General features: G+C 62.6%; 21 protein-coding genes and 1 other RNA gene. 12 read left to right on the top strand and 10 right to left on the bottom strand.

Going from position 1 to position 21,368, the window contains the following annotated elements; translation table 11 throughout:
- Positions 1–64 precede the first annotated feature (64 nt).
- The 3 genes from SAZ10_RS29940 to SAZ10_RS29930 all read right to left on the bottom strand — a co-directional run bounded on the left by SAZ10_RS29940 (position 65) and on the right by SAZ10_RS29930 (position 4,519).
- The gene (locus tag SAZ10_RS29940; protein ID WP_318613116.1) at positions 65–1,942 is read right to left on the bottom strand and encodes an extracellular solute-binding protein; all 1,878 of its coding nucleotides are present in this window, start codon (positions 1,940–1,942) and stop codon (positions 65–67) included.
- On the bottom strand, positions 1,939–3,813 hold the full coding sequence (locus SAZ10_RS29935; protein WP_318613115.1) for an extracellular solute-binding protein: 1,875 nt from the start codon (positions 3,811–3,813) through the stop codon (positions 1,939–1,941). The genes SAZ10_RS29940 and SAZ10_RS29935 overlap by 4 nt, the downstream gene beginning before the upstream one ends.
- A 148-nt stretch (positions 3,814–3,961) precedes the next feature.
- Positions 3,962–4,519 (bottom strand): cytochrome c family protein, encoded by a 558-nt coding sequence (locus SAZ10_RS29930; protein WP_318613114.1) that lies wholly within the window; start codon positions 4,517–4,519, stop codon positions 3,962–3,964.
- A 205-nt stretch (positions 4,520–4,724) separates the two neighbouring features.
- Here SAZ10_RS29930 and SAZ10_RS29925 point away from each other — a divergent pair, with 205 nt between their 5' ends.
- Both SAZ10_RS29925 and SAZ10_RS29920 read left to right on the top strand, forming a co-directional pair.
- Positions 4,725–5,453, top strand: coding sequence for a 3-deoxy-manno-octulosonate cytidylyltransferase (locus SAZ10_RS29925; protein WP_318613113.1), 729 nt, complete (start codon positions 4,725–4,727; stop codon positions 5,451–5,453).
- A gap of 16 nt (positions 5,454–5,469) precedes the next feature.
- Complete coding sequence (locus SAZ10_RS29920) at positions 5,470–6,333, top strand: prephenate dehydratase (RefSeq protein ID WP_318613112.1); 864 nt, start codon at positions 5,470–5,472, stop codon at positions 6,331–6,333.
- A 50-nt stretch (positions 6,334–6,383) separates the two neighbouring features.
- Here SAZ10_RS29920 and nudC read toward each other — a convergent pair whose 3' ends face one another.
- Together nudC and SAZ10_RS29910 are read right to left on the bottom strand one after the other, a co-directional pair.
- Positions 6,384–7,325, bottom strand: coding sequence for an NAD(+) diphosphatase (gene nudC, locus SAZ10_RS29915; RefSeq protein ID WP_318613111.1), 942 nt, complete (start codon positions 7,323–7,325; stop codon positions 6,384–6,386).
- Between the two features lie 34 nt (positions 7,326–7,359).
- On the bottom strand, positions 7,360–7,779 hold the full coding sequence (locus SAZ10_RS29910; RefSeq protein ID WP_318613110.1) for an HIT family protein: 420 nt from the start codon (positions 7,777–7,779) through the stop codon (positions 7,360–7,362).
- 148 nt (positions 7,780–7,927) lie between these two features.
- Between SAZ10_RS29910 and ffs the strand changes: the two genes are divergently transcribed.
- From ffs to SAZ10_RS29885, 5 genes are all read left to right on the top strand, one after another.
- Positions 7,928–8,025: signal recognition particle sRNA small type (ffs, locus tag SAZ10_RS29905), an RNA gene on the top strand.
- Between the two features lie 124 nt (positions 8,026–8,149).
- A complete protein-coding gene (locus SAZ10_RS29900; protein ID WP_318613109.1) occupies positions 8,150–9,997 on the top strand; it encodes a DNA polymerase III subunit gamma/tau in 1,848 nt (615 codons plus the stop codon).
- 167 nt (positions 9,998–10,164) lie between these two features.
- Positions 10,165–10,488, top strand: a complete 324-nt coding sequence (locus tag SAZ10_RS29895) for a YbaB/EbfC family nucleoid-associated protein (protein ID WP_318613108.1) — start codon at positions 10,165–10,167, stop codon at positions 10,486–10,488.
- Between the two features lie 203 nt (positions 10,489–10,691).
- Positions 10,692–11,291 (top strand): DUF922 domain-containing Zn-dependent protease, encoded by a 600-nt coding sequence (locus SAZ10_RS29890; protein WP_318613106.1) that lies wholly within the window; start codon positions 10,692–10,694, stop codon positions 11,289–11,291.
- 124 nt (positions 11,292–11,415) lie between these two features.
- Positions 11,416–11,634 (top strand): hypothetical protein, encoded by a 219-nt coding sequence (locus SAZ10_RS29885; RefSeq protein ID WP_318613105.1) that lies wholly within the window; start codon positions 11,416–11,418, stop codon positions 11,632–11,634.
- Positions 11,635–11,640: 6 nt separating this feature from the next.
- Here SAZ10_RS29885 and SAZ10_RS29880 read toward each other — a convergent pair whose 3' ends face one another.
- Complete coding sequence (locus SAZ10_RS29880) at positions 11,641–12,681, bottom strand: zinc-dependent alcohol dehydrogenase family protein (RefSeq protein ID WP_318613104.1); 1,041 nt, start codon at positions 12,679–12,681, stop codon at positions 11,641–11,643.
- A gap of 93 nt (positions 12,682–12,774) precedes the next feature.
- Here SAZ10_RS29880 and recR point away from each other — a divergent pair, with 93 nt between their 5' ends.
- Complete coding sequence (gene recR, locus SAZ10_RS29875) at positions 12,775–13,380, top strand: recombination mediator RecR (RefSeq protein WP_318613103.1); 606 nt, start codon at positions 12,775–12,777, stop codon at positions 13,378–13,380.
- 146 nt (positions 13,381–13,526) lie between these two features.
- Positions 13,527–14,846 (top strand): lytic murein transglycosylase, encoded by a 1,320-nt coding sequence (locus SAZ10_RS29870; RefSeq protein ID WP_318613102.1) that lies wholly within the window; start codon positions 13,527–13,529, stop codon positions 14,844–14,846.
- Positions 14,847–14,952: 106 nt separating this feature from the next.
- On the opposite strand, the gene SAZ10_RS29865 is transcribed toward SAZ10_RS29870, so the two are convergent.
- Positions 14,953–15,957, bottom strand: a complete 1,005-nt coding sequence (locus tag SAZ10_RS29865) for an LLM class flavin-dependent oxidoreductase (RefSeq protein ID WP_318613101.1) — start codon at positions 15,955–15,957, stop codon at positions 14,953–14,955.
- Positions 15,958–16,168: 211 nt separating this feature from the next.
- Positions 16,169–17,206, bottom strand: coding sequence for an LLM class flavin-dependent oxidoreductase (locus SAZ10_RS29860; RefSeq protein ID WP_318613100.1), 1,038 nt, complete (start codon positions 17,204–17,206; stop codon positions 16,169–16,171).
- A gap of 228 nt (positions 17,207–17,434) precedes the next feature.
- Here SAZ10_RS29860 and SAZ10_RS29855 point away from each other — a divergent pair, with 228 nt between their 5' ends.
- Entirely contained in the window at positions 17,435–17,842 is a 408-nt protein-coding gene (locus SAZ10_RS29855; protein WP_318613099.1) for a DUF6481 family protein, read from the top strand.
- Positions 17,843–17,935: 93 nt separating this feature from the next.
- Here the strand turns inward: SAZ10_RS29855 and SAZ10_RS29850 are convergent, their stop codons facing one another.
- Positions 17,936–18,058 carry a hypothetical protein gene (locus SAZ10_RS29850; protein ID WP_318613098.1) on the bottom strand — a complete coding sequence of 41 codons (123 nt, stop codon included), beginning with the start codon at positions 18,056–18,058 and terminating at the stop codon, positions 17,936–17,938.
- A 279-nt stretch (positions 18,059–18,337) separates the two neighbouring features.
- On the opposite strand from SAZ10_RS29850, the gene SAZ10_RS29845 reads away from it, so the two are divergent.
- Positions 18,338–19,168 carry an alpha/beta hydrolase gene (locus SAZ10_RS29845; RefSeq protein ID WP_318613097.1) on the top strand — a complete coding sequence of 277 codons (831 nt, stop codon included), beginning with the start codon at positions 18,338–18,340 and terminating at the stop codon, positions 19,166–19,168.
- A 157-nt stretch (positions 19,169–19,325) separates the two neighbouring features.
- Here the strand turns inward: SAZ10_RS29845 and SAZ10_RS29840 are convergent, their stop codons facing one another.
- Positions 19,326–20,588, bottom strand: coding sequence for a DNA recombination protein RmuC (locus SAZ10_RS29840; protein ID WP_318613184.1), 1,263 nt, complete (start codon positions 20,586–20,588; stop codon positions 19,326–19,328).
- A gap of 103 nt (positions 20,589–20,691) precedes the next feature.
- Between SAZ10_RS29840 and def the strand changes: the two genes are divergently transcribed.
- On the top strand, positions 20,692–21,222 hold the full coding sequence (def, locus tag SAZ10_RS29835) for a peptide deformylase (protein WP_318613183.1): 531 nt from the start codon (positions 20,692–20,694) through the stop codon (positions 21,220–21,222).
- The last annotated feature ends 146 nt before the right edge of the window (positions 21,223–21,368 follow it).

Below are 21,368 nucleotides of genomic sequence, written 5' to 3'. Positions count from 1 at the left end.
GATTGCCCTAGGCTGGCGCTCTACGTTGCGCGAAAGGGCGCTCACATAGGTCATCAATGCGCAACTACCCCTTTCCGATCGCCTTCGCCTTAGCCTCGTCGAACCACCACAGGCTCTCCGGGGAGAAGCCATAATCAGGCTTCGGCTCTTTGAAGCCGAACATATCCCAGAAGGCATTGCGATGGCTCGGCGAGTACCAGCTCGGGATCCAATCCATGCGGGCGCGCAACAAACGGTCGAGACAGCACATGACCGTCGTGAGCTGGTGGCGGTTGGTGACACGATCGATCGCCTCCACCAGAGCGTCGATCGCCGGGTCCGCCGTTCCCGGCAGGTTGCGCGAGCCGTTGAGGTTGGCGGATCTCGAGTGGAAGATGCCGTCCATTCCTTCGCGCGTCGGCGTCGGCGAGAACAGGAGAGCCATGCCGATCATGTCGAAATCGAAATTGGCCTGCCGCTGCTGATGCTGCGCCGACTCGACCACACGCAGCGATGCATCGATGCCGATCGCTTTCATGTTCTCGACCCAGGGCGAGTAGACGCGCACGAAGCTCTCGTCATCGACCAGCACTTCCACCCCAAAGCTCTGGCCGGCTTCGTTCTGGAGGAGACGGCCGGACGGCTTCCACCCGGCCGCGATCATCAGCTTGCGCGCCTCTCCGAGCAGCTTTCTGTCGCGGCCGCTGCCGTCGGATGCCGGCAGTTGAAACGCGTCGTCGAACACCTCAGGGGGCAGCTTGTCGCGCATCGGCTCGAGCAAGGCGAGCTCGTCGGGCCCGGGCTTTCCGCTGGCCTTGAAGTCCGAGCGCTCGAAGCACGATTGCGAGCGGTTGTAGAGCCCGTAGAACAATGTCCGGTTCGTCCATTCGAAATCGAAGCACATCGCGATGGCCCGCCTGACGCGCACATCGCGGAACCGCTCGCGCCTGAGATTCACAGCCGTCGCCTGCATGCTCGGCCGCTTCTCTGCGGGGAACTCGCGCTTCACCACTTTTCCGGCCTTTATCGCTGGGAAATCATAGCTTGTCGCCCACATTCGCGACGTCGCTTCCTCGCGAAAATGCACTTCCCCTTTCTTGAAGGCCTCGAAGGCAGCCTGTCGGTCCCCGTAAAACTCGATTCTCAGACGATCGAAATTGTACATGCCGCGATTGACGGGCAGGTCGCGGCCCCAATAGTCGGGGACGCGCTCATATTCGATAGTCTGGCCGGCACGGACCAGTCCCACTCTGTAGGGTCCTGAACCCAGTGGCGGGTCCATGCGCGAGCTGTCGAACGAAACCTTGTCGAAATAGGCCTTGGAGAGGATCGGGAACGTCGCGACATCGAGGATGGTCCGGTCCGACTGCTTGCCCGAGAAGGTCAGGCGCAAAACCCCGTCGTCGAGGGCGACGGCTTCGGTGAGTTCTCTGAGCGGCAGCAGCAGATCCGGATGGCCCTTCTCCTTGAAGAGGTTGAAGGTGAAAGCCGCATCGTGAGCCGTCAGATGAGACCCGTCATGGAACCGCGCCTCCGGCCTCAGCGCGAACTCGAAGCTGTTGCGGTCCGCCGAGACCGTCACCGTGCTGGCCAGCAATCCGTAGATAGCGTCGGGCTCGTCCAGCGCGCTCGTCAGCAGCGAATCGAAGCATATTTCGATCCGCGGCGGCGCGTCCCCTTTGATAACGAAGCTGTTCAGCGTGTTGAACGTATAAGGGTTCTGATTGTAGACCCACTGCGAGGGGCCGTAGTTGAAGGTGCCGCCCTTCGGTGCGTCGACATTCACATAGTCGAAATTCTTGAAATCGGGGCCATATTTGAGGTCGCCGAAAGCGGAGAGTCCGTGGAGCGGCTGCCCCGTTGGGACCGCTGCGAAAGCGAGGTTTCTGAACAGCGGCGCCGTCGCCGCCGCGGCGCCGAGCGCCAGGAAGTTGCGCCGAGAGAAGATCAAGCCTTCGTTCAATTGACGCCCTTGTACTTGGCCTGGAGCGCGGCCTCCTTCGCCTGGTCGATCCACCACGAGTCGGTGTCGGCGCCGAGATAGCTCGGCTGCTTCTCGGGCATGCCGAACTTGTTCCAATAGGCGACCCATCGAACGGCGCGGTAATATTGCGGGACCACGTAATAGTTCCACAGCAGCACCCGGTCGAGCGCATGGGTGGCGGCTACCAGGTCCTCGCGGTCGGTCGCAAAAATCACCCGGTCGACCAACGCATCGACGACCGGATTCCTGATTCCGGCGAGGTTGCGCGAGCCGGGCGCATCGGCGGCTTTGCTCGACCAGAAATCGCGCTGCTCGTTACCCGGCGATTCGGACTGCGCGAGCACGGTGCCGACCATGTCGAAGTCGAAATTATTCACGCGATTGACGTATTGGCCGGTGTCGACGATGCGCAGCGAAGCGTTGATCCCAAGCTTTTTCAGCGTGTTGATATAGGGCAACGCGACAATCTCGTCGCGCGGGTCGTTGCCCAGTATCTCGACGGTGAACTGATCGCCCTTGGCGTTGACCATTCTGCCGTTGCTGATCTTCCAGCCGGCCTCTGCGAACAGCTTGACGGCCTGCTGCAGATGGGTCCGTTGCGCCTGCGGGGTATCGTAGACCGGCAGCTTGAATTCCTGGGTGAAAAGCTCGGGCGGCAGCTGATCCTTGTATTTGTCGAGGATCTCCAGCTCCTTGCCTTGCGGCAGGCCGCTGGAAGCGAGCTCGCCGCCAATGAAATAGCTGTTGGTGCGCTCGTACGAGTTGAAGAAAGCCGTCCGATTGAGCGTCTCGAAATCGAAGGCGAGGGTCAAAGCCTCCCGCACGCGCCTGTCCTGGAACTGCGGGCGCCGCATGTTCATGACATAGCCCTGGAACCTCGCAAACAGCTGGCTGTCGAATTGCTTCTTGACGACGTCGCCGGCAGTGACGGCCGGGAAATTGTAGTATGTCGCCCACCGGCGCGACGTATATTCCTCGTGGATGTCCTCGTACCCGCCTTTCGTAAAGGCCTGCCAGGCCGCATTGTCGTCCTGGAAGTAGACGTATCTGCGCGTGTCGAAATTCTCGCGCCCGATCTTCACGGGAAGCTTTGCGGCCCAATAGTCAGGCACCCGCTCCCACACGATCTCTGAGCCAGGCTTGAAGCTCTTCACCTTGTACGCGCCCGAGCCGAGCGGCGGCTCCAGCGTCGGCCTGGTGAGGTCGCGCTTCTTGCCGTTGGCGTCGGTCCCTTCCCACCAATGTTTCGGCAGCACCGCGAGCTGGCCCATGATCTTCGGCAACTCGCGATTGCCCTTCTGGTCGAAGCGGAACTCGACCTCGCGATCGGAGATCGCCACGGCCTCCTTCACATTGGCATAGTAGCGATTGTATTGCGGACTGTTGGCCTTGAGCACGTTGAAGGACCACACCACGTCGTCCGCGGTGATCGGCTGGCCGTCATGCCATTTGGCGCGTGGATTGAGCCGATAAGTGGCCGAGGAGTAGTCGTCCGGATATTTGAAGGCCTCCGCAATCAGCGGGTGGCTCACGCTTGGCTCGTCGGTCGCGTCCTCCATCAGAGTGTCGTAAAGCAGCCCGCCGCCAAATCCCGCGAAGCCGGCGGCCGGCGTGCCCTGCACGATATAGGGGTTGAAGCTGTCGAACGTGCCGACGGCAGTTGAATTCAGCGTGCCGCCCTTGGGCGCGTCGGGGTTGACGTAGTCATAGTGCTGGAAGTTCTCGCCATATTTCGAAGCGCCCATCAGGGAGGAGGTGGTGCGCCATTCGTCGGCAGAAGCTGGAAGACCGACCAACAGAAATGCGGCCGCGACGGTCCATGTTCGCAATTGCGCCAGTCCCTTGCTCATCCCATTCCTTCTCGCCGTATCGAATGCGTATACCGTAGCCTCAGGCTCCAACAACGCATAGACCGCGTTTTAGGGCCCACTGGCCGGATCACAAGAAAAAAGCCGGGCTGAAACCGGCTTTTTCGTGATTTGTCGCATTACAAATTGGTCATTGTGGCAGCGGCGGAGGGCTATCCGATAGCGTCCTGAGATAGGCAATGATGTCCGCGCGATCTTCGGGCTTCTTCAGGCCGGCGAAGGTCATGGCCGTGCCTTTGACGTCGGCCTTCGGGTTGGTCAGGAACTTGCTCAGGTGATCGTAGTCCCATTTCACCGAGCCGTTCTGCGAGAACTCCTTCATGCCCGACGAATAGGAGAAGCCCTCATGTGAGGCGATCGGGCGATCGACCACGCCCCAGAGATTCGGGCCGATCTTGTTGGGTCCGCCTTTGGTGCCGTCATGGCAGGCCTGGCACTTCTTGAAGATTGCTTCGCCGGCTTTCGGATCAGCCTTGGCCAACAGAGGTTCGATCGGCTGGTCCGCGGCCTGTTCGCCGCCCGCAGCCTGCCCGCCGCCTGCCGGCGCCTCGGTCGCGACGATCTCGAAGCCGGGCTTTTCCGGCGCCGGCGACGAGAAGATGCTGTCCGAAACGATGCCGAGCGTCATGACCACGAACAAGGTTCCAAGCAAGGCGCCCAACAGCTTGTTGACCTCAAAAGAATCCATGCGCCAAACGCTCCCTCATGCGACCGACCGTCCTGGGAAGATGTCCACCCGTCCAACAGCCCGCCAAATGCCACCCTGTCGGGCCGCTCAAATCGCGCAAGGACTAGGGCTTTTGCCAAGCCGTTGCAACACCTATAAGGGCGCTTCCAGTGAGACGTTTTGCCACTTTTCCACCCCTGTTTCCCTTGATCTTCCAGCCGCCTTCATGAATGTCCTGATTCTCATTCCCGCACGCATGGCCTCGACGCGCCTGCCGGGCAAGCCCCTGGCCGATATCGCAGGCCGCCCAATGATCGTCCACGTCGCCGAACGGGCGGCGGAGAGCTCCCTCGGCCGCGTCGTGGTCGCCACCGACACCATTGCCGTGGCCGACGCGGTCAGGGCGCATGGCTTCGAGGCAGTCATGACGCGGCCGGACCATCAGTCCGGCTCCGATCGCATCTTCGAGGCGCTTCAGGCACTTGATCCGGGCGGCAAGGCAGACACGGTCGTCAACGTCCAGGGCGACCTGCCGACGATGGAGCCTGCTTCGATCCGGGCTGCGCTCGCGCCGCTCGAGGAGGGCGCGGTCGATATCGCCACCCTTGCCGTCGAGATCGTTCGTGACGAGGAAAAGACCAATCCCAACGTGGTCAAGCTCGTCGGCTCTGTGCTTTCCCCCGGCCGGCTGCGCGCGCTCTATTTCACGCGCGCCACGGCGCCCTGGGGTGAGGGGCCGCTTTATCACCATGTCGGACTCTACGCCTATCGCCGCCACGCGCTCGAGCGCTTCGTCTCGCTGCCGCCATCCTATCTGGAGACGCGGGAGAGGCTGGAGCAGCTCCGTGCCCTCGAAGCCGGCATGCGCATCGACGTTGAGGTCGTGCGATCGGTGCCGCTTGGCGTCGACACGCCCGAGGACCTCGAGCGCGCTCGCCGGATACTGTCCAAATGATGCTCAGGACCTGACCATGCCTCCGAAGACAAACAGGATCGCCTTCCAGGGCGAACCGGGCGCCAATTCCGACACCGCCTGCCGCAACATGTATCCGGATATGGAGCCGCTGCCCTGTCCGACCTTCGAGGACGCCTTCAACGCGGTCGAGACCGGCAAGGCAGATCTCGCCATGATTCCGATCGAGAATACGATCGCCGGCCGCGTCGCGGACATCCATCACCTTCTGCCCGAATCGCGCCTGCACATCATCGGCGAATATTTCCTGCCGATCCATTTTCAGCTGATGGTGCTGAAGGGCGTCGGCCGGCACGAGATCAAGACGGTTCACAGCCATATCCACGCGCTCGGCCAGTGTCGCAAATACATCCGCAAGAACGGCTGGAAGCCCGTTGTGGCCGGCGATACGGCCGGTTCGGCTAAGATGATCGCGGAAGCCGGCGACCGAAGCATGGCCTCGCTGGCGCCGCGGCTGGCGGCGGAGCTCTACGGCCTCGACATAATCGAGGAGAACGTCGAGGACATCGAATCCAACGTCACCCGCTTCGTCGTGCTCACCAGGGACAAGCAGTGGGTCCAGCGCCCGTCGCCGGAGGCGGGCATGATGACGACGTTCATATTTCGGGTCCGCAACGTTCCGGCCGCCCTCTACAAGGCGTTGGGCGGCTTTGCGACGAACGGCGTCAATATGACCAAGCTGGAGAGCTATCAGCTCGGCGCCTTCACTGCCACGCTCTTCTATGCCGACATCGAGGGGCACCCGGACGATCTGGGCGTAAGGAACGCGCTTGAGGAATTGCGCTTCTTCTCCAAGGAGGTGCGCATCCTTGGCGTCTACCCACGATCGGACTCACGTGAGGAATGGAACGTGGCGGATTAGTCCGTCGTCGGAATCGCCAGCAGGCGAGCCGGATTACGGAAAACAGAGAGCTAGTCGCTCTCGGCCCATGCCCGGATGAGGTGATGGGCGATCGCCGCGCTCGGCGGCACGAAGATGCCCGACGACTTGTCGCCTCCCAGGATGGCGCGGACTTCCGCGCGCGAGAACCAGCGGCAGTCCTCCAGCTCGTCTCCGTCGAAGCTGATGTCCTCGTGGAGCGCTTCTCCGAAGCAGCCGATCATCAGCGAATAGGGAAATGGCCAGGGCTGGCTCGCATGGTAGACAACCCGGCCGAGCCTGATGCCCGACTCCTCCAGCACTTCGCGCCTGACCGCGGCTTCGATCGTCTCGCCCGGTTCGATGAAGCCAGCGAGCGCGGAATACATGCCCGGCTGAAAATGCGGGCTGCGGCCGAGCAGGCAGCGCTCGCGCGTCACCGCGAGCATGATTGCGACCGGGTCGGTACGCGGAAAATGGTCCGTGTTGCAGTTCGGGCAGTGCCGCCTGTAGCCGCCGGCCCGCATCTCGCTGCGGTGGCCACATTTGGAGCAGAAGCCGTGGCTCGCATGCCAGGCAAGCAGGGCCGCGCCTTGTGCCATCGCTCCGAGCGATGGCGCGTCGAGCAGCCCCTGCACATTCACCGACCGGTAATCGATCGCCTTCACCACTTCGGGCAGCGCTTCCGGCTCGATGCCGGCAGGCACGGCGAGCACCGGGCCATCCTCCGAATGGCCGAGCAGCACGGCCTCGGTGAGAGCCGCACCGAACGCTGCAACCTCGTCCAAGTTGAAATAGGGATTGAAGGTCCCGTTTGGCTGCTTCAGGAAGATGCGGCCGCCATGCATCAGCATCAGCCGCGCGCGCGGGTCCCCGAGTGCCGTAACGGCCGAATGATCACTGCGCTTTTCCGACTGCCGGTCGATGACGTTGCCGGCAAACCCGACGAATTGGCTCGGCTCGCGTGCGGCCGTGTCGAAGAGCGCGAATGTCATGATTATCCATTTTAGAAGGTTGGCGAGCCTCAGCCTAGAGAGCCGCTTTTAAGCGCGCGCAGAATTGATGGAGGTCGGCTGGGGCGTAGGATTCGCGCACGCCGTACCCCCAGACGGGGCCCGGCCACGCAGGATCGCCTTCGTTGCGCGCGATGACATGGACGTGCAGCTGGCGCACGATATTGCCGAGCGCGCCTGTGTTGATCTTTGTGCAGCCGGTGGTCCGCTTCAGCGCCTGCGCCACCATATTGGATTCGAAGGTGAGCATTGCCTGGTCGAGAGGCGTCAGGTCGTGAACTTCCTCGATGCCCAGCCGTTGCGGCACCAGTACCAGCCAGGGCCAGCGGCGGTCGTTCATCACGCGAAGCTCGCACAGGCCGAGCCAGATCACTGGTTGGGTATCCGCTTCGATCCGCGGGTCGAGCGCGAAGCCGGCCTTTAGAACCGGGTGCATGACCGTTTCCTCGTATTTTTCCTCAACGCTAGAGCGGCGACCCCGCGCCTGCAAGCGATTCGTCGGCAAACTCGATAGCACGGTATAAAAAGCGAGTGATTGCTCAACGGCCTTGCATTTGCCGGCCGAATTGCCGATATGGGGAACGGGAGGTTGGTGGTGGACGAGCCACTCGCCAACCGGGTCAGGTCCGGAAGGAAGCAGCCCTAACGAGCCACGGCACGGGTCACCGTGCCAGCCTCCCACCTCTTCGCTAGAATTCACGCTTGTGCCACGATGGCCCTTCTGATGTCCCGATTCGAACTGGGGCGAACTTGGAGATCAGGACACTAGGCTCGATCTTGCTCTACCAACGGACTAAAACAGGCGGATGAGCGAAGCCGAATTCCCGCAAAACAGGGCTGAGAACAGCGGCTACCGCGTGCTGGCGCGCAAGTACCGGCCGGCGGATTTCTCGAGCCTCATCGGCCAGGAGCCGATGGTGCGCACTCTGACCAATGCTTTCGCCACCGGCCGCATCGCACAGGCCTGGATGCTGACCGGCGTGCGCGGCGTCGGCAAGACGACGACCGCCCGTATTCTCGCCCGCGCCCTGAACTACAAGACCGCGACTGTCGACCAGCCCTCGATCGATCTCACCGAGTTTGGCGAGCATTGCCGCGCCATCATGGAAGGCCGCCATGTCGACGTGATCGAGATGGATGCAGCCTCGCATACTGGCATCGACGACATCCGCGACATAATCGACCGTGTGCGCTACGCGCCTGTCTCGGCCCGCTACAAGGTCTACATCATCGACGAGGTGCACATGCTCTCGACGCAGGCCTTCAACGGCCTGCTGAAGACGCTTGAAGAGCCGCCGCCGCATGTGAAGTTCATCTTTGCCACGACCGAGATCCGCAAGGTGCCGATCACGGTTCTGTCGCGTTGCCAGCGCTTCGACCTGCGCCGCATCGATGCCGAATTGCTGATCGGCCATCTCGCCAGCATCGCGAAGCTGGAGGGTATCGAGGCTGACGACGCCTCGCTCGCCATGGTCGCCCGGGCGGCCGAGGGTTCTGCGCGCGACGCGTTGTCGATATTCGACCAGGCGATCGCCCATGGCAGCGGCACGGTGACGGCCGAGGCGGTGCGCCAGATGCTGGGTCTCGGCGATCGAGGCCGCGTCGTCGATCTTTTCGAGCATCTGATGAAGGGCGATGCCGCGGCCGCCCTTGCCGAGTTCCGCTCGCAATATGATGCCGGAGCAGATCCCGCGATCATTCTCACGGATCTCGCCGAGTTCACGCATCTGGTCACGCGGCTGCGTTTCGTTCCCGAGGCCGCCAGCGACGCTTCCCTCTCCGAGGAGGAGCGCACTCGGGGCATGGCTTTCTCGCAGTCTCTGTCGCTGCGCGTGCTTTCGCGCACCTGGCAAATGCTGCTCAAGGGCATTCCGGAGGTGCGGGAGGCCAACCGGCCGGTCAGTGCCGGCGAGATGGTGCTGATCCGCATTGCCCATGCGGCCAATCTGCCGACGCTCGACGAGGCGCTGCGCTCGCTCGAGGACAGTGCCGCTCGTCCGATGGTGCTGTCGTCGCAAGCCGCGCGGCCATCCGCGCCGTCGCCTGGCGCAGCACCTGCTTCGCTCGGAAATGGAGGGGGCGGAGGTGGCACTTCCGCCGTCTCGGAGACCCGTGTCATCGAGCGCAGCGGCTCAGGCCAGACAATGCGGCTGGTCGAGGCCGCGCCGCAGGCCGCGCGCCCTGCGCTCCAGCCGATTCCCGATCCGCAGCCTGCTGTCGAAGCGGCTCCCGTCAAGTCGCTCGCCGACATCGCGGCGCTTGCCGATACGCATCGCGACATTACCTTCAAGGTGCTGTTGAAACGCTGCGTCCGGCTTGTCCGCATGGAGCCCGGCCGGCTCGAAGTATCGCTGACCAGCGAGGCGCCGAAGAACCTCGCCGGCGATCTCAAGGTCAAGCTCGAGGCGTGGACCAAGCGGAGCTGGGTCGTTTCGCTGTCGCGCGAGGAAGGCGGTCAGACGCTTGCCGAGGCCGAGGCGAGCAAGCGTGAAAGCGCATTGCTGGATGCCAGAAATGACCCGGCGGTGGCTGCGATCCTAAGCCGCTTTCCCGGCGCGCGTATCATTGATGTTCGCATCCCGGATGCGCCGGATGCAGAGGCAGCCGATGTTGCCCCAGCGCCCGACGCGGTGGACGACGACGAGCAGAGCTAGCGCATCGGACCGAAAAGTGCTTAGCGGTTTTCGGGCAAATCCGATGCGCAAACAAAAAGATAGGGCGGTGAGGCGGTCGAGTTGAACGCACACCTCTCTAACCTGAGTTGAAGTCAGGCCGGCAGTGCCTGAAGCCAGAGCACCCCAACCGAAGAAGGGATCCGCCGATGAAAGATCTTATGGGCCTGATGGGCAAAGCCAAGGAAATGCAGGCGAAATTCCAGGCCCTTCAGGATGAAATCGCCAATCTCGAGGCGACCGGCCAGTCGGGGGGCGGGCTGGTGCAGGTGACGCTGTCCGGCAAGTTCGACATGCGGACGCTGAAGATCGACACGACCCTGATGCGCGCCGACGAGGGCGAGATCCTCGAAGACCTGATCATGGCTGCTCACAATGACGCCAAGGCCAAGGTCGAGGCTTTGATGCAGGAGAAGACGCGCGAGCTGACAGCCGGTCTGCCGCTGCCGCCCGGCATGAAGCTGCCATTCTAGGGTTTAGCGCAGGGGACAGTTTGCTTTTTTCCGCTTGTGCCAGCTTGGAAGCGCCACGACTCTTCTGCGGAAAAAAGCAAACTGTCCCCGGCACTTCCGAGAACAATGCCGGCATTGATCGATTTGCAGAAAGCCTTGACGCGATCAGCATGACGTTGCCGTAGGAACTCTTCTAAGCCTGAGCTGCCTGAGGGGGGATTGGCGTGGAATCACGTAGGCCGTGGTGGCTGCTGGCCGCTTTCCTCGCCGTCTTGCCCTCGCTCGCCCATGCCGAATGGCAGGCCGTCGAAAAGGTCAAGACCTATGCGATCGCAGGGAAGACCGGCATCGAGCTCTACCGGTCGATCGGTGAGCGAGGCCCTGTCATTAGCGGCAATCGCCGTACCATCGCTCACACGAACTTCACGCTGACCTGGTCCAGGAAGTATGTACCGCAAGACGGTGCATGCACGCTGGTCTCGGCGGTGCCGAAGCTCACGATCACCTATACCTTGCCGAGGCCCAGCGAGCAGCTTCCGGCCGCAAATCGCCGGCTCTGGGGGACCTTCATCGGCGGCGTGGAAGCCCACGAGCGGCTCCATGGCGAGATGATCAAGAAGCTGGTCAAGGACATAGAGGTCGCAACCGTGGGCATGTCCGTTCCCGGCGATCCCAAATGCGTGAAGATCAGGGCCGAGCTGAAAGAGCGGCTCACCGATCTTTTCACGGCGCATCAGCAGCGCAATCGCGACTTCGACCGGGTCGAAATGGGCGAGGGCGGCAATATCCATCAATTGATTCTTGGCCTGGTCAACGGGCGGTAGACGGAGCAAGCGCTGCGGCTAGCTCCGCAAAGGCGCAGAGGGAACGATTTCGGGGCTCTTCGTGTTTGGTTCCCTAGAATGGGCCGAGGATCGTTCCGCGCTGCCTAGTTCTGATGGTGCACCAATGAAGGCAGTTGACTGGAATCTCCCTGACCTGACGGACGACGCTCCTCTCGTCGCCGAGATCGAGCTGGCGGTTTCGGATCTCAACGATCGGATCCGCCTGGCGCGATCACGCGGTCTGCATGTCAGCATCAAGACGGAAACCATGAAGGTCACCCCATCCGGAGTGAGCCAGGAACCGGTATCCGTCGCCGTCCTGCGGCCGATCGACGGGAAGTGATTTCCCCTAGAACCTCGTCACCACGGTAATTCCTTTCCCCTCGAAATCGTCCATCTTCATTAAGGATTCCGGCACCTCGTCGAGGCTGATCTTCCTGCCGACGAGCTTTTGCGGGCTGAGCTTGCCTGTCTCGATCATCTCCATCATCGCTTGATAGCGAAAGGCCTGCATGCCGTGGCTGCCGCGGATTTCGAGTTCCCAGGCGATCACCTTGTCCATCGGGATCTGCGGCCGGGCATGATCGTCCAGCATCAGCCCGACCTGGATGTGGCGGCCCCGGCGTCTGAGATTGGCGATGGAGTTGAAGCAGGTCACGGGATGTCCGAGCGCATCGATCGAGACATGCGCGCCGCCCTTGGTGATCTCGCTGACCGCCTCGACCACACCGGACGTCTTCGCTGCATTGATGACGGCGACCGCGCCCATTTCCCTGGCAAAGTCCAGCTTGTCTTCGGCAATGTCTATCGCGACCACATTGGCCCCCATTGCACTGGCGATCATGATGGCGGAGAGGCCGACGCCACCGCAGCCATGGATCGCCACCCATTCTCCAGGCAGGACGCGGCCCTGGTCCACGATTGCACGGAACGATGTGACGAAGCGGCAGCCGAGACTTGCGGCGACTGCGAAATCCAGTTCTTCAGGCAGGCGGACGAGGTTGATGTCGGCGCGGTCGATGGCAACGTATTCTGCAAACGAGCCCCAGGCCGTGAAGCCGGGCTGGAACTGATGCTCACAGACCTGATGGTTGCCCGACTGGCATTCGAAGCAGTGCCCGCAGCCGGCGACGAATGGTACCGTGACGCGATCGCCGCGACGCCATCGCGTGACCTGCCGTCCGACCGCCTGCACTGTCCCGGCCAGCTCATGGCCGGGCACATGCGGGAGGCGGATGTCCGGATCGTGGCCCATCCAGCCGTGCCAGTCACTGCGGCAAAGCCCTGATGCCTCCACCTTGATCACAACGCCTTCGGCGGTGGGACTGGGGTCCGCCACATTCTCTATGCGCGGCGGCTGACGGAAATCTTCGTAAAGGACGGCTTTCATTCGTTCTGATCCTTGTCGCCATGACTGCGGGGAAGGGATGCCAAGGCGCTCTATTCACTACTCCCTGCGCCCCGTTCGCTCTATACCGTTCCCATGTCCAAGCGAGTCGCCGGCCCCGAGATCGAACGTCTGATCCAACTCCTGGCCAAGGTGCCGGGGCTCGGGCCGCGCTCGGCCCGCCGCGCCGCACTCCACCTCATCAAGAAGAAGGAGCAGCTTCTAGGGCCGCTCGCCGATGCCATGGCCGAAGCGGTGCAGAAGGTGCGTGTCTGTTCGACCTGCGGCAATGTCGACACCGTCGATCCTTGCTCGGTCTGCTCGGACCAGCGACGCGACGGCTCCGTCATCATGGTCGTCGAGGACGTCGCCGACCTCTGGGCGCTGGAACGGGCCAGCGCAATGAATGCACGCTATCACGTCCTCGGCGGCACGCTCTCCCCGCTCGATGGCATTGGCCCCGATCAGTTGAACATCAAAGGACTGATTACCCGCATCGCCGAAGGCGGCGTTAAGGAGGTGATCCTGGCGGTCAACGCCACGGTCGAGGGGCAGACGACCGCGCATTACCTCACCGACCAGCTCTCCGGTTTCGACGTGAAGGTGACCCGGCTCGCGCATGGCGTGCCCGTCGGCGGCGAGCTCGACTATCTCGACGAGGGCACGCTCGCCGCCGCGCTGAAATCTCGGACCGCGTTTTGACGCAATTCTGCGCTGTGAAGGCAAATCCGCGGATTAGCCAGCTACACGGAACGATGCGCCCTACGTTGCCCCCCTCTGTCCTGCCGGACATCTCCCCCGCAAGGGGGGAGATTGGCCGTCATCGAGGATTTCGCCAATCGCCGACGATGGCGACTGGCGAAACCAAATCGGCCGTCCAATCTCCCCCCTTGCGGGGAAGATGTCCGGCAGGACAGAGGGGGGCGCTGTCCCGCCGGCTCACCCAGATATGGCTGATCTTCGCCGCGCTCTTTCTCACCTTCGCGCCGCCCGCCTCCGCCGCCAAGGTCGACGACCTCTTCCGCGCCTGGTTGCAATCCGACCTCTGGCCCGAAGCCAAATCCCGCGGCATCTCCAAGGCAACCTTCGACGCGGCCTTTGCCAAGATAACGCCGAATCTGAAGCTCCCCGACCTCGTCATGCCGGGCGAGAAACCCAGGACACCGCAGAAGCAGCACCAGGCGGAATTCGGTGCGCCCGGCGACTATTTCGCGGAAAACAAGGTGAGTGCGGTCACTTCGGGCGGCCGTGCGCAGGCGGCGAGATACGGCAAGATCCTCGCCGCGATCGAGAAGAGGTTCGGGGTGCCGGGCGGGGTGGTGCTTGCCATCTGGGGGCGCGAGTCCGGATTCGGAAAGGCGCAGGGCTCCTATGACGCCTTTGAGGTGCTGGGCACGAAAGCCTTCATGTCGAGGCGCAAGGACATGTTCCGCGACGAGTTGCTCGCGGCGCTCGAGATCGTCGAGCGCGGGCTCGTCCGCCGCGATCAGATGAAATCGTCTTGGGCGGGCGCCATGGGCCAGCCGCAGTTTCTGCCGTCCTCCTACCTCAAGCATGCGGTCGATTTCGACGGCGATGGCCATCCCGATATCTGGAATTCGGACGCCGACGCCATGGCTTCGATCGCCAACTATCTTGTCGACTATGGTTGGGTGAAGGGCCGCGGCTGGGGCTTCGAGGTCAACGCGCCCGACGGCATCTCCTGCGCTCTCGAAGGGCCCGACCAGGGCAAGCGGATCTCCGAATGGGTGGCGATGGGAATCAGGCGCGTCGATGGCAAAGACTTCCCATCGAGTGAACTTCGCGCCGAAGGCTATCTGCTGATGCCGGCCGGTCGCAACGGCCCGGCCTTCATCGTGACGCCGAATTTCTACGTCCTCAAACAGTACAATACAAGCGACCTCTACGCCCTCTTCATCGGCCACGGCGCCGACCGCATCGTGCGGGGCGACAGAAGCTTTGCCGGCAAATGGGGCAAGGTCGACGGGCTCTACCGCTCCGATATCGCCGGGCTGCAGCACGCGCTCGAGAAGAAAGGCTATGACGTCGGCAGCGCCGACGGCCTGCCCGGTTTCAAGACGCGCCGTTCGATCGGCGATTGGCAGGCCAGGAACGGCCGTGCGCCCACCTGCTTCCCCGACGCGGAGCTGGTCTCAGCGGTGCGCTGAACGGCAAGCGTTGCAGGCAGTTTGCTTTTTGCCGCAGAAAGGCGGCCAAGACGGAGAGCACACACGAGGCGGCAAAACGTAAATTGTCGCCGCACCTCCCCGGCGCCTACGCCGCCTGCAACAGCTCCCGATGAACTTGCGCCAGGATCTCGAAGGAGCGAACGCGCGCATTGTGGTCGAAGATCTGCGCGGTCACGATCAGCTCGTCGGCGCCGGTGCGCTTCAGGAAAGCTTCGATGCCGCGCTTTACCGTTTCCGGCGAGCCGATAACCGCCGTCGAAAGGCTGTGGGCGAGCATCGCACGCGCTGCCGGGTCGAGCGTCTCCTCGTAGCCTTCGAGCGGCGGGGGCAACCGTCCCGGCCGGCCGGTGCGCAGGTTTACGAAGGCTTGCTGCAGTGATGAGAACAGCAGCCGCGCCTCCTCGTCGCTCGGGGCTGCGACGATGTTGATGCCGAGCATGGCGTAAGGCTTGTCCAGATATTCGGATGGCTGGAAGCGCTCGCGATAGACGGCCAGCGCGTGATCGAGCTCGCCGGGCGCAAAATGCGAGGCGAAGGCATAGGGCAGGCCGAGAATTGCCGCGAGCTGTGCCCCATAGGTGCTGGAGCCAAGGATCCAGACCTTCACATCCTCGCCCTCGCCGGGCACTGCGCGTACGCGTTGGCCTTCCAGTGCCGGTTTGAAATAGCCGAGCAGCTCCACGACGTCCTGGGGGAAGCTGTCCGCGCCGGAATCGAGGTTGCGCCTCAGCGCTCTCGCAGTCAGCATGTCGGTGCCGGGCGCGCGGCCCAGCCCGAGGTCGATGCGGCCGGGATGAAGCGCGGCGAGCGTGCCGAACTGCTCTGCGATCACCAGCGGCGAATGGTTGGGCAGCATGATGCCGCCCGCGCCGACGCGGATCGTCGAAGTTCCGGCGGCCACATGGCCGATCACGACCGAGGTGGCCGCGCTGGCGATGCCGGGCATGTTGTGGTGCTCGGCGAGCCAGTAGCGGGCGTAGCCAAGCCGCTCGGCATGGCGCGCCAGGTCGAGCGTGTTCCTGAGCGATTGCGAAACGGCGCTGCCTTCCGGCACCGGCGAGAGATCGAGAACGGAAAGGACCGCTGTCATTGCTTCACCTCGAAAAGCGTCTCGTGCGCGACGAGATCAATATCGGACATGGGCGGCCCCCGGCATTCGCCGCCCGGATATAGGGCGCCGAACCGCGTGCCGCAAACGAGGCCGGCAGCCATGGACACGTTGCTTTTTTCGCAGAAGGGCAAGGCTGCCCTTCAAAAGCTGCCGTTCGCGGACAAGCTCATGAAACCCTCCCTGCGCCCGCTCAGGCTGGTTCCTTCTTTGCAGTTTCGCGTCGCACGATCGGCGCGACCTTGGTGCCGTAGAGCTCGATCGCCTTCAGGATCTTGTCGTGCTGCATCTCGCCGATCGCCATCTGCAGCAGGAATCGGTCGTTGCCGAAGATCCTGTGCTGGGCAATGATCTTCTCTGCCACCACGTCGGGATCGCCGACGAAGAGCGCGCCGCGTGGCCCGCGCGCTTGGTCGAATTGGGCACGGTTGGTCGGCCCCCAGCCGCGCTCGCGGCCTATACGGTTCATCACCTCGGCCTGCGGTCCGTAGAAATCATCGGCTGCCCTTTCGGTCGTCTCCGCAATGAAGCCGTGAACGTTCAGGCTGGTGGCCAGCTTCTCGGGATCGTGGCCGGCGCGGCGCGCAGCCTCGCGATAGAGCTCGAAGAAGGGCGCGAAGCGGGCCGGTTCGCCGCCGATGATGGCGAGCGCCAGCGGCAGGCCGAGCGTGGCAGCGCGTACGACCGACTGGGGCGTGCCGCCGACTGCGATCCAGATCGGCAGCTTCTGCTGATACGGTCGCGGGTAGACGCCGCGATCGTTGATCGGCGCACGCAGCGTGCCCGACCACGTGACTCGCTCGCTCTCGTTGATCTTGAGCAGCAGATCGAGTTTTTCGGCGAACAGCGCATCGTAATCCCCGAGATCGTAGCCGAACAGCGGGAAGGATTCGATGAAGGAGCCCCGCCCCGCCATGATTTCGGCACGTCCACCGGAGATGAGGTCGAGAGTCGAGAACTGCTGGAAGACGCGCACCGGGTCGTCGGAGGACAGCACCGAGACGGCACTGGTGAGACGGATGCGCTTTGTCCGCTCCGCCGCCGCGGCAAGGATGACTGCGGGCGCGGAGGCCGCATAGTCAGGGCGGTGATGCTCGCCGAGACCGAACACATCGAGCCCGACCCGGTCGGCAAGCTCGATCTCCTCGATCAGATTGCGCAATCTTTCGTGAGGAGCGATGTGGCCCTTCTCCAGGCCGACATCCGCGAATGTATAGAGGCCAAGCTCCATCGAGTTCTTCCCTGTCGAAATGGAATTGTGCGGAACAGCTAATGGGTTGCAGCAAGTCGCGCCAGTCGCCGTGCGGTGAACAATGCATCATGAAATGGCGACGATCAGGGCCGCCGCCTTCTGGCATGCTAATTTTTCAAGGCTGGTACGCGCCAGAACGGCTTGAACTTCGGCTCATGCTGCGTATGTAAGCGGCGCGATGTGACTGATTAGGGATTCGTTCGTTTAATGTATAGGGAAAAGAGCTTCGCCGAGCGCCGCACTGCAGCGGTCGAGGCCAAGAAAGCGCTTCTCGATAAATTCAAGTCAAGACCTGCTGCTGATGATCCGGCTGTCCTGGCACGCCAGGCAGAGCGTAAGGCCATCCTCGATGCGCGCGCCAAGCGCGAGGCCGAGAAAGAAAGGCTGCGTCAAGAAAAGCTCGCCCGCGAAGCTGCCGAACGGGCAGAACGCGAGGCTCGCGAGGCAGCGGAGCGCGCCGTGGCCGAAGAGCGCGCGCGCGCAGAAGCCAAGATTCGCGAACAGGAAGAGCTGGAGCGGATCACTCGGGAGCTTGCCGACGAGGCAGCGAAGAAGGCCAAGCGTGATGCCCGCTATGCGGCGCGCAAGGCGCGGAGCAAGGGCAGGTTCGGATAGCGCGACTTATGTCTGGCGGCCGGCTTGAAGACAACAATGCCCGACCGCCCCGCTCCGAAAAGCGGGTTCTGACGACCGGGCGCTGACTGGAAGCTACTTGGCTTTCGCGTTGGACTTTGCCACCGGCGCAGCCTTGGCCGCTGCAGCCGGCTTCTTTGCTGCGTCCTTCTTCGGCTTGCGAGCTTCCTTCATGCTCTTCATCTGACCTTTGGCCATGATTCGCTCCTCCTCACGACCATTGAGTGAATCACATAATTCTCAAACAGCAAGAGCTGATTCGCACAGCTGACCGAAAAGTGGCTAGCGGTTTTCGGACGAATCCGATGCTAGATAAAACGGCTGGAGCAGCGCGGCCATCCAATTGATCGCACGCCGCTGCAGACGGCATCCATTGCGAATTGCCGCCTTTTGCAGCTGGATGCCAAGCAGTCGGCACACTTGCTTGCAGCTGCCTTCCTCATGCAAGCTCGAGCCGAAAGCAGGGGAAGGATTGCAATGTATCATCGCCGGATTTCGGATTGGGAAAACGCCTATGCCAACGGCGTCAATATTCCGAAGGGCGAGACTTGGCCGAATGCCTGGCTCGAGCCGGCGAAGGCTTATCGCGAAAGCATGGCCAGCAGCGGCCGCGCTCAGCTCGACCTCGTCTATGGCGAGCGCCCGCGCAACCGCTTCGACCTGTTCCTTCCCGAGCAAGCGCCGAAAGGCCTCGTCGTCTATGTTCATGGCGGCTACTGGGTGCGTTTCGACAAGTCGTACTGGTCGCACTTGGCAAATGGCGCCGTCGAGCATGGCTACGCCGTCGCCATGCCGTCCTACACGCTCTGCCCTGAAAACAGCATTTCCAGCATAACCAGGGAGGTCGGCGCCGCGATCTCCAAGGCGGCGGCAATGAGCGAAGGTCCGATCGTGCTGACCGGACATTCAGCCGGCGGACACCTGGCGACAAGGATGATATCGGAGACCTCACCGCTTGCCGAAGACGTCCGCTCGCGTATCCGTAATACGGTCTCTATCTCCGGTCTCCATGACCTGCGCCCGATGATGCGGCTCGCGATGAATGCCGACCTGAGGCTCGATGAGGCGGAAGCTGCCGCTGAGAGCCCGGCGCTGCTGCGCCCGCTCGAAGGAGCCCGGCTGACCTGCTGGGTGGGCGCTGCCGAGCGCGGCGAGTTCATCCGCCAGAACGCGCTCCTTGCCAATATCTGGACTGGTCTAGGTGCGGCGACAGCAGCTGTCGAGGAAGCCGATCGTCACCACTTCAACATAGTAGACGGGCTCGCCGATCCTGATCATCCGCTGACGCACACCTTGCTTGGGGAGTAGCCTGCAGACGCAGAAGAATGCGGCTCAACGGTGGGACGGCCGCAGACAAGTGCCGGGGACGGTTTACTTATTTCGGCAGTAAGCGAACTGCCCTATGCGGTGGAGCTACAGGCCGAAACAAGTAAACTGTCACCGGCACTTCCCAAAGCCAGGCGGCTCACGCTTCGTCGCCCTCGACGATGCGCAATCTGAGCTGACCGGTCTTCGAGTTTGCCGACCGGAGGCTTCTGTCGTCGGTCTCAGCCGGATTGTCCTCCACGGCGCCATCCTCCGACGAGGCACCCAACTCGAGCGCCTCGATCTTGGCGCCGCGTCGGCTGACCTTGCCGGACGAAACCAGGATCTCGTCGATGTCCTTGTTGGCCTGCAGGAAATGCGCCTGAAGCTTGCGCACTCTGTCGTCGAGCCGGGTGAGATCCTGCATCAGCCGCGCGACCTCACCCTGGATGAGATGCGCCTGCTCGCGCATGCGGGCATCCCTGAGGATCGCCTGCACAACCTGGATCGAGAGCATCAGGAGCGAGGGTGAAACGATGACGATGCGAGCCCGGTGCGCCTTTTGCACCAGCTGCTCGAAATTCTCGTGGATCTCCGCGAAAACCGATTCCGACGGCACGAACATGAAGGCCGTGTCCTGCGTTTCGCCCGGGATCAGATACTTCTCGGCGATGTCGCGGATATGGACCTCGACGTCACGCCTGAATGACTGGGCGGAGAGGCGCTGAGCATCGGGGCCCTCGGCGGCGCGAATGGCATTCCAGGATTCCAGCGGGAATTTGGCGTCGATGGCAAGCGAGGGTGCGCCATTCGGCATCCTGATGATGCAGTCGGGCCGGCTATTGTTGGAAAGCGTGGCCTGGAATTCATAGGCGCCATGCGGCAGACCGTCCGCCACGATCGCCTCCATTCTTGACTGGCCGAAGGCGCCGCGCGTCTGCTTGTTGGATAGGATCGCCTGCAACTGCACAACCTGGCCTGCAAGGGACTGGATGTTGCCCTGCGCGGTGTCGATGACTGCGAGCCGCTCCTGAAGCTTGGCGAGGCTCTCATGCGTCGAGCGGGTCTGCTCGCCGATCGTCTGGCCGATGCGGCCGGTCATCGCGTCGAGCCGTTCGCCGATCGAGCGCGTCAGCTCGGCCTGCCGGTTGCCGAACACTTCTGCGATCGCTGCCATACGGCCTTGCATCTCTGCTTGTGATTGGACGATGCCGGCAATCCGCGCCTCGGCTTCGCGTGCATGCTCGGCCGCTTCTGCCGCGGCAGCGACCCGTGCCCGCGATGCGCGCCACAATGCCATGACGAGGGCAATGAGCAAGCCTAGCAACAGCAGCAGCGCGAACGCCAGAGCGTGGCCCAGCGTTATGCTTGTGGCGCCGAGCCGGGCGACAGGTTGCGACAGGATGCTCGTCACGTCTTGCATGGACGAGAACATAGCCGATTCGCTTCAGCAAAACAGATCAAAACGTGAACAAGCGGCAACTGTGCCGGTTGACGCTTTTGGAAACAGCAATTACCTCAAGGCCATGTCGATCAAGCCCCTCATCATCCTTCCCGATCCGAAGCTGCGCCTGGTGTCTCAACCCGTCGAGCGGGTCGACGACGAGCTTCGCAAATTCGCCGGCGACATGCTGGAGACGATGTACGACGCCCCCGGTATCGGCCTTGCTGCGATCCAGGTCGGCGAGCCGATCCGCATGCTCGTCATCGACCTCGCCAAGGAAGGCGAGCCGAAGGAGCCCCTGGTTTTCGTAAATCCGGAGATTGTCGCCAAGTCCGACGATCGCTCGCTGTACGAAGAGGGATGCCTTTCGATCCCCGACTACTATGCCGAGGTCGAGCGGCCGGCGAGGGTGCGCGTGAAGTATATAGACCTCGACAGCAAGCCGCAGGAGATCGAGGCCGACGGCGTGCTGGCCACCTGCCTCCAGCACGAGATCGATCATCTGAACGGCGTGCTGTTCATCGACCACATCTCCAAGCTGAAGCGCGACATGGTGATGAGAAAGTTCAAGAAGCTCGCCAAGGATCGGCCGCCGGCAAGGATGGTGGGGTAACGGAAATTCCGTCTGTAATTGGTCGGCCGTGAAGAATTGCCAAGTCGCTGATTTGCAGTGGGAATTTGGGGCAGTCGAAGCTGCCGATTTTGCCGGAAAATAAGTCTTCGGCTGGGGATTCCTTGCAAAATGGATTTGTGATTCCG

Origin of the sequence: Mesorhizobium sp. BAC0120, from assembly GCF_033542235.1 — a bacterium.
Lineage (GTDB): Bacteria > Pseudomonadota > Alphaproteobacteria > Rhizobiales > Rhizobiaceae > JAWRCU01.
The sequence above is the reverse complement of the archived record's forward strand: the minus strand, read 5'-3'. Positions and strand labels throughout refer to the sequence as shown.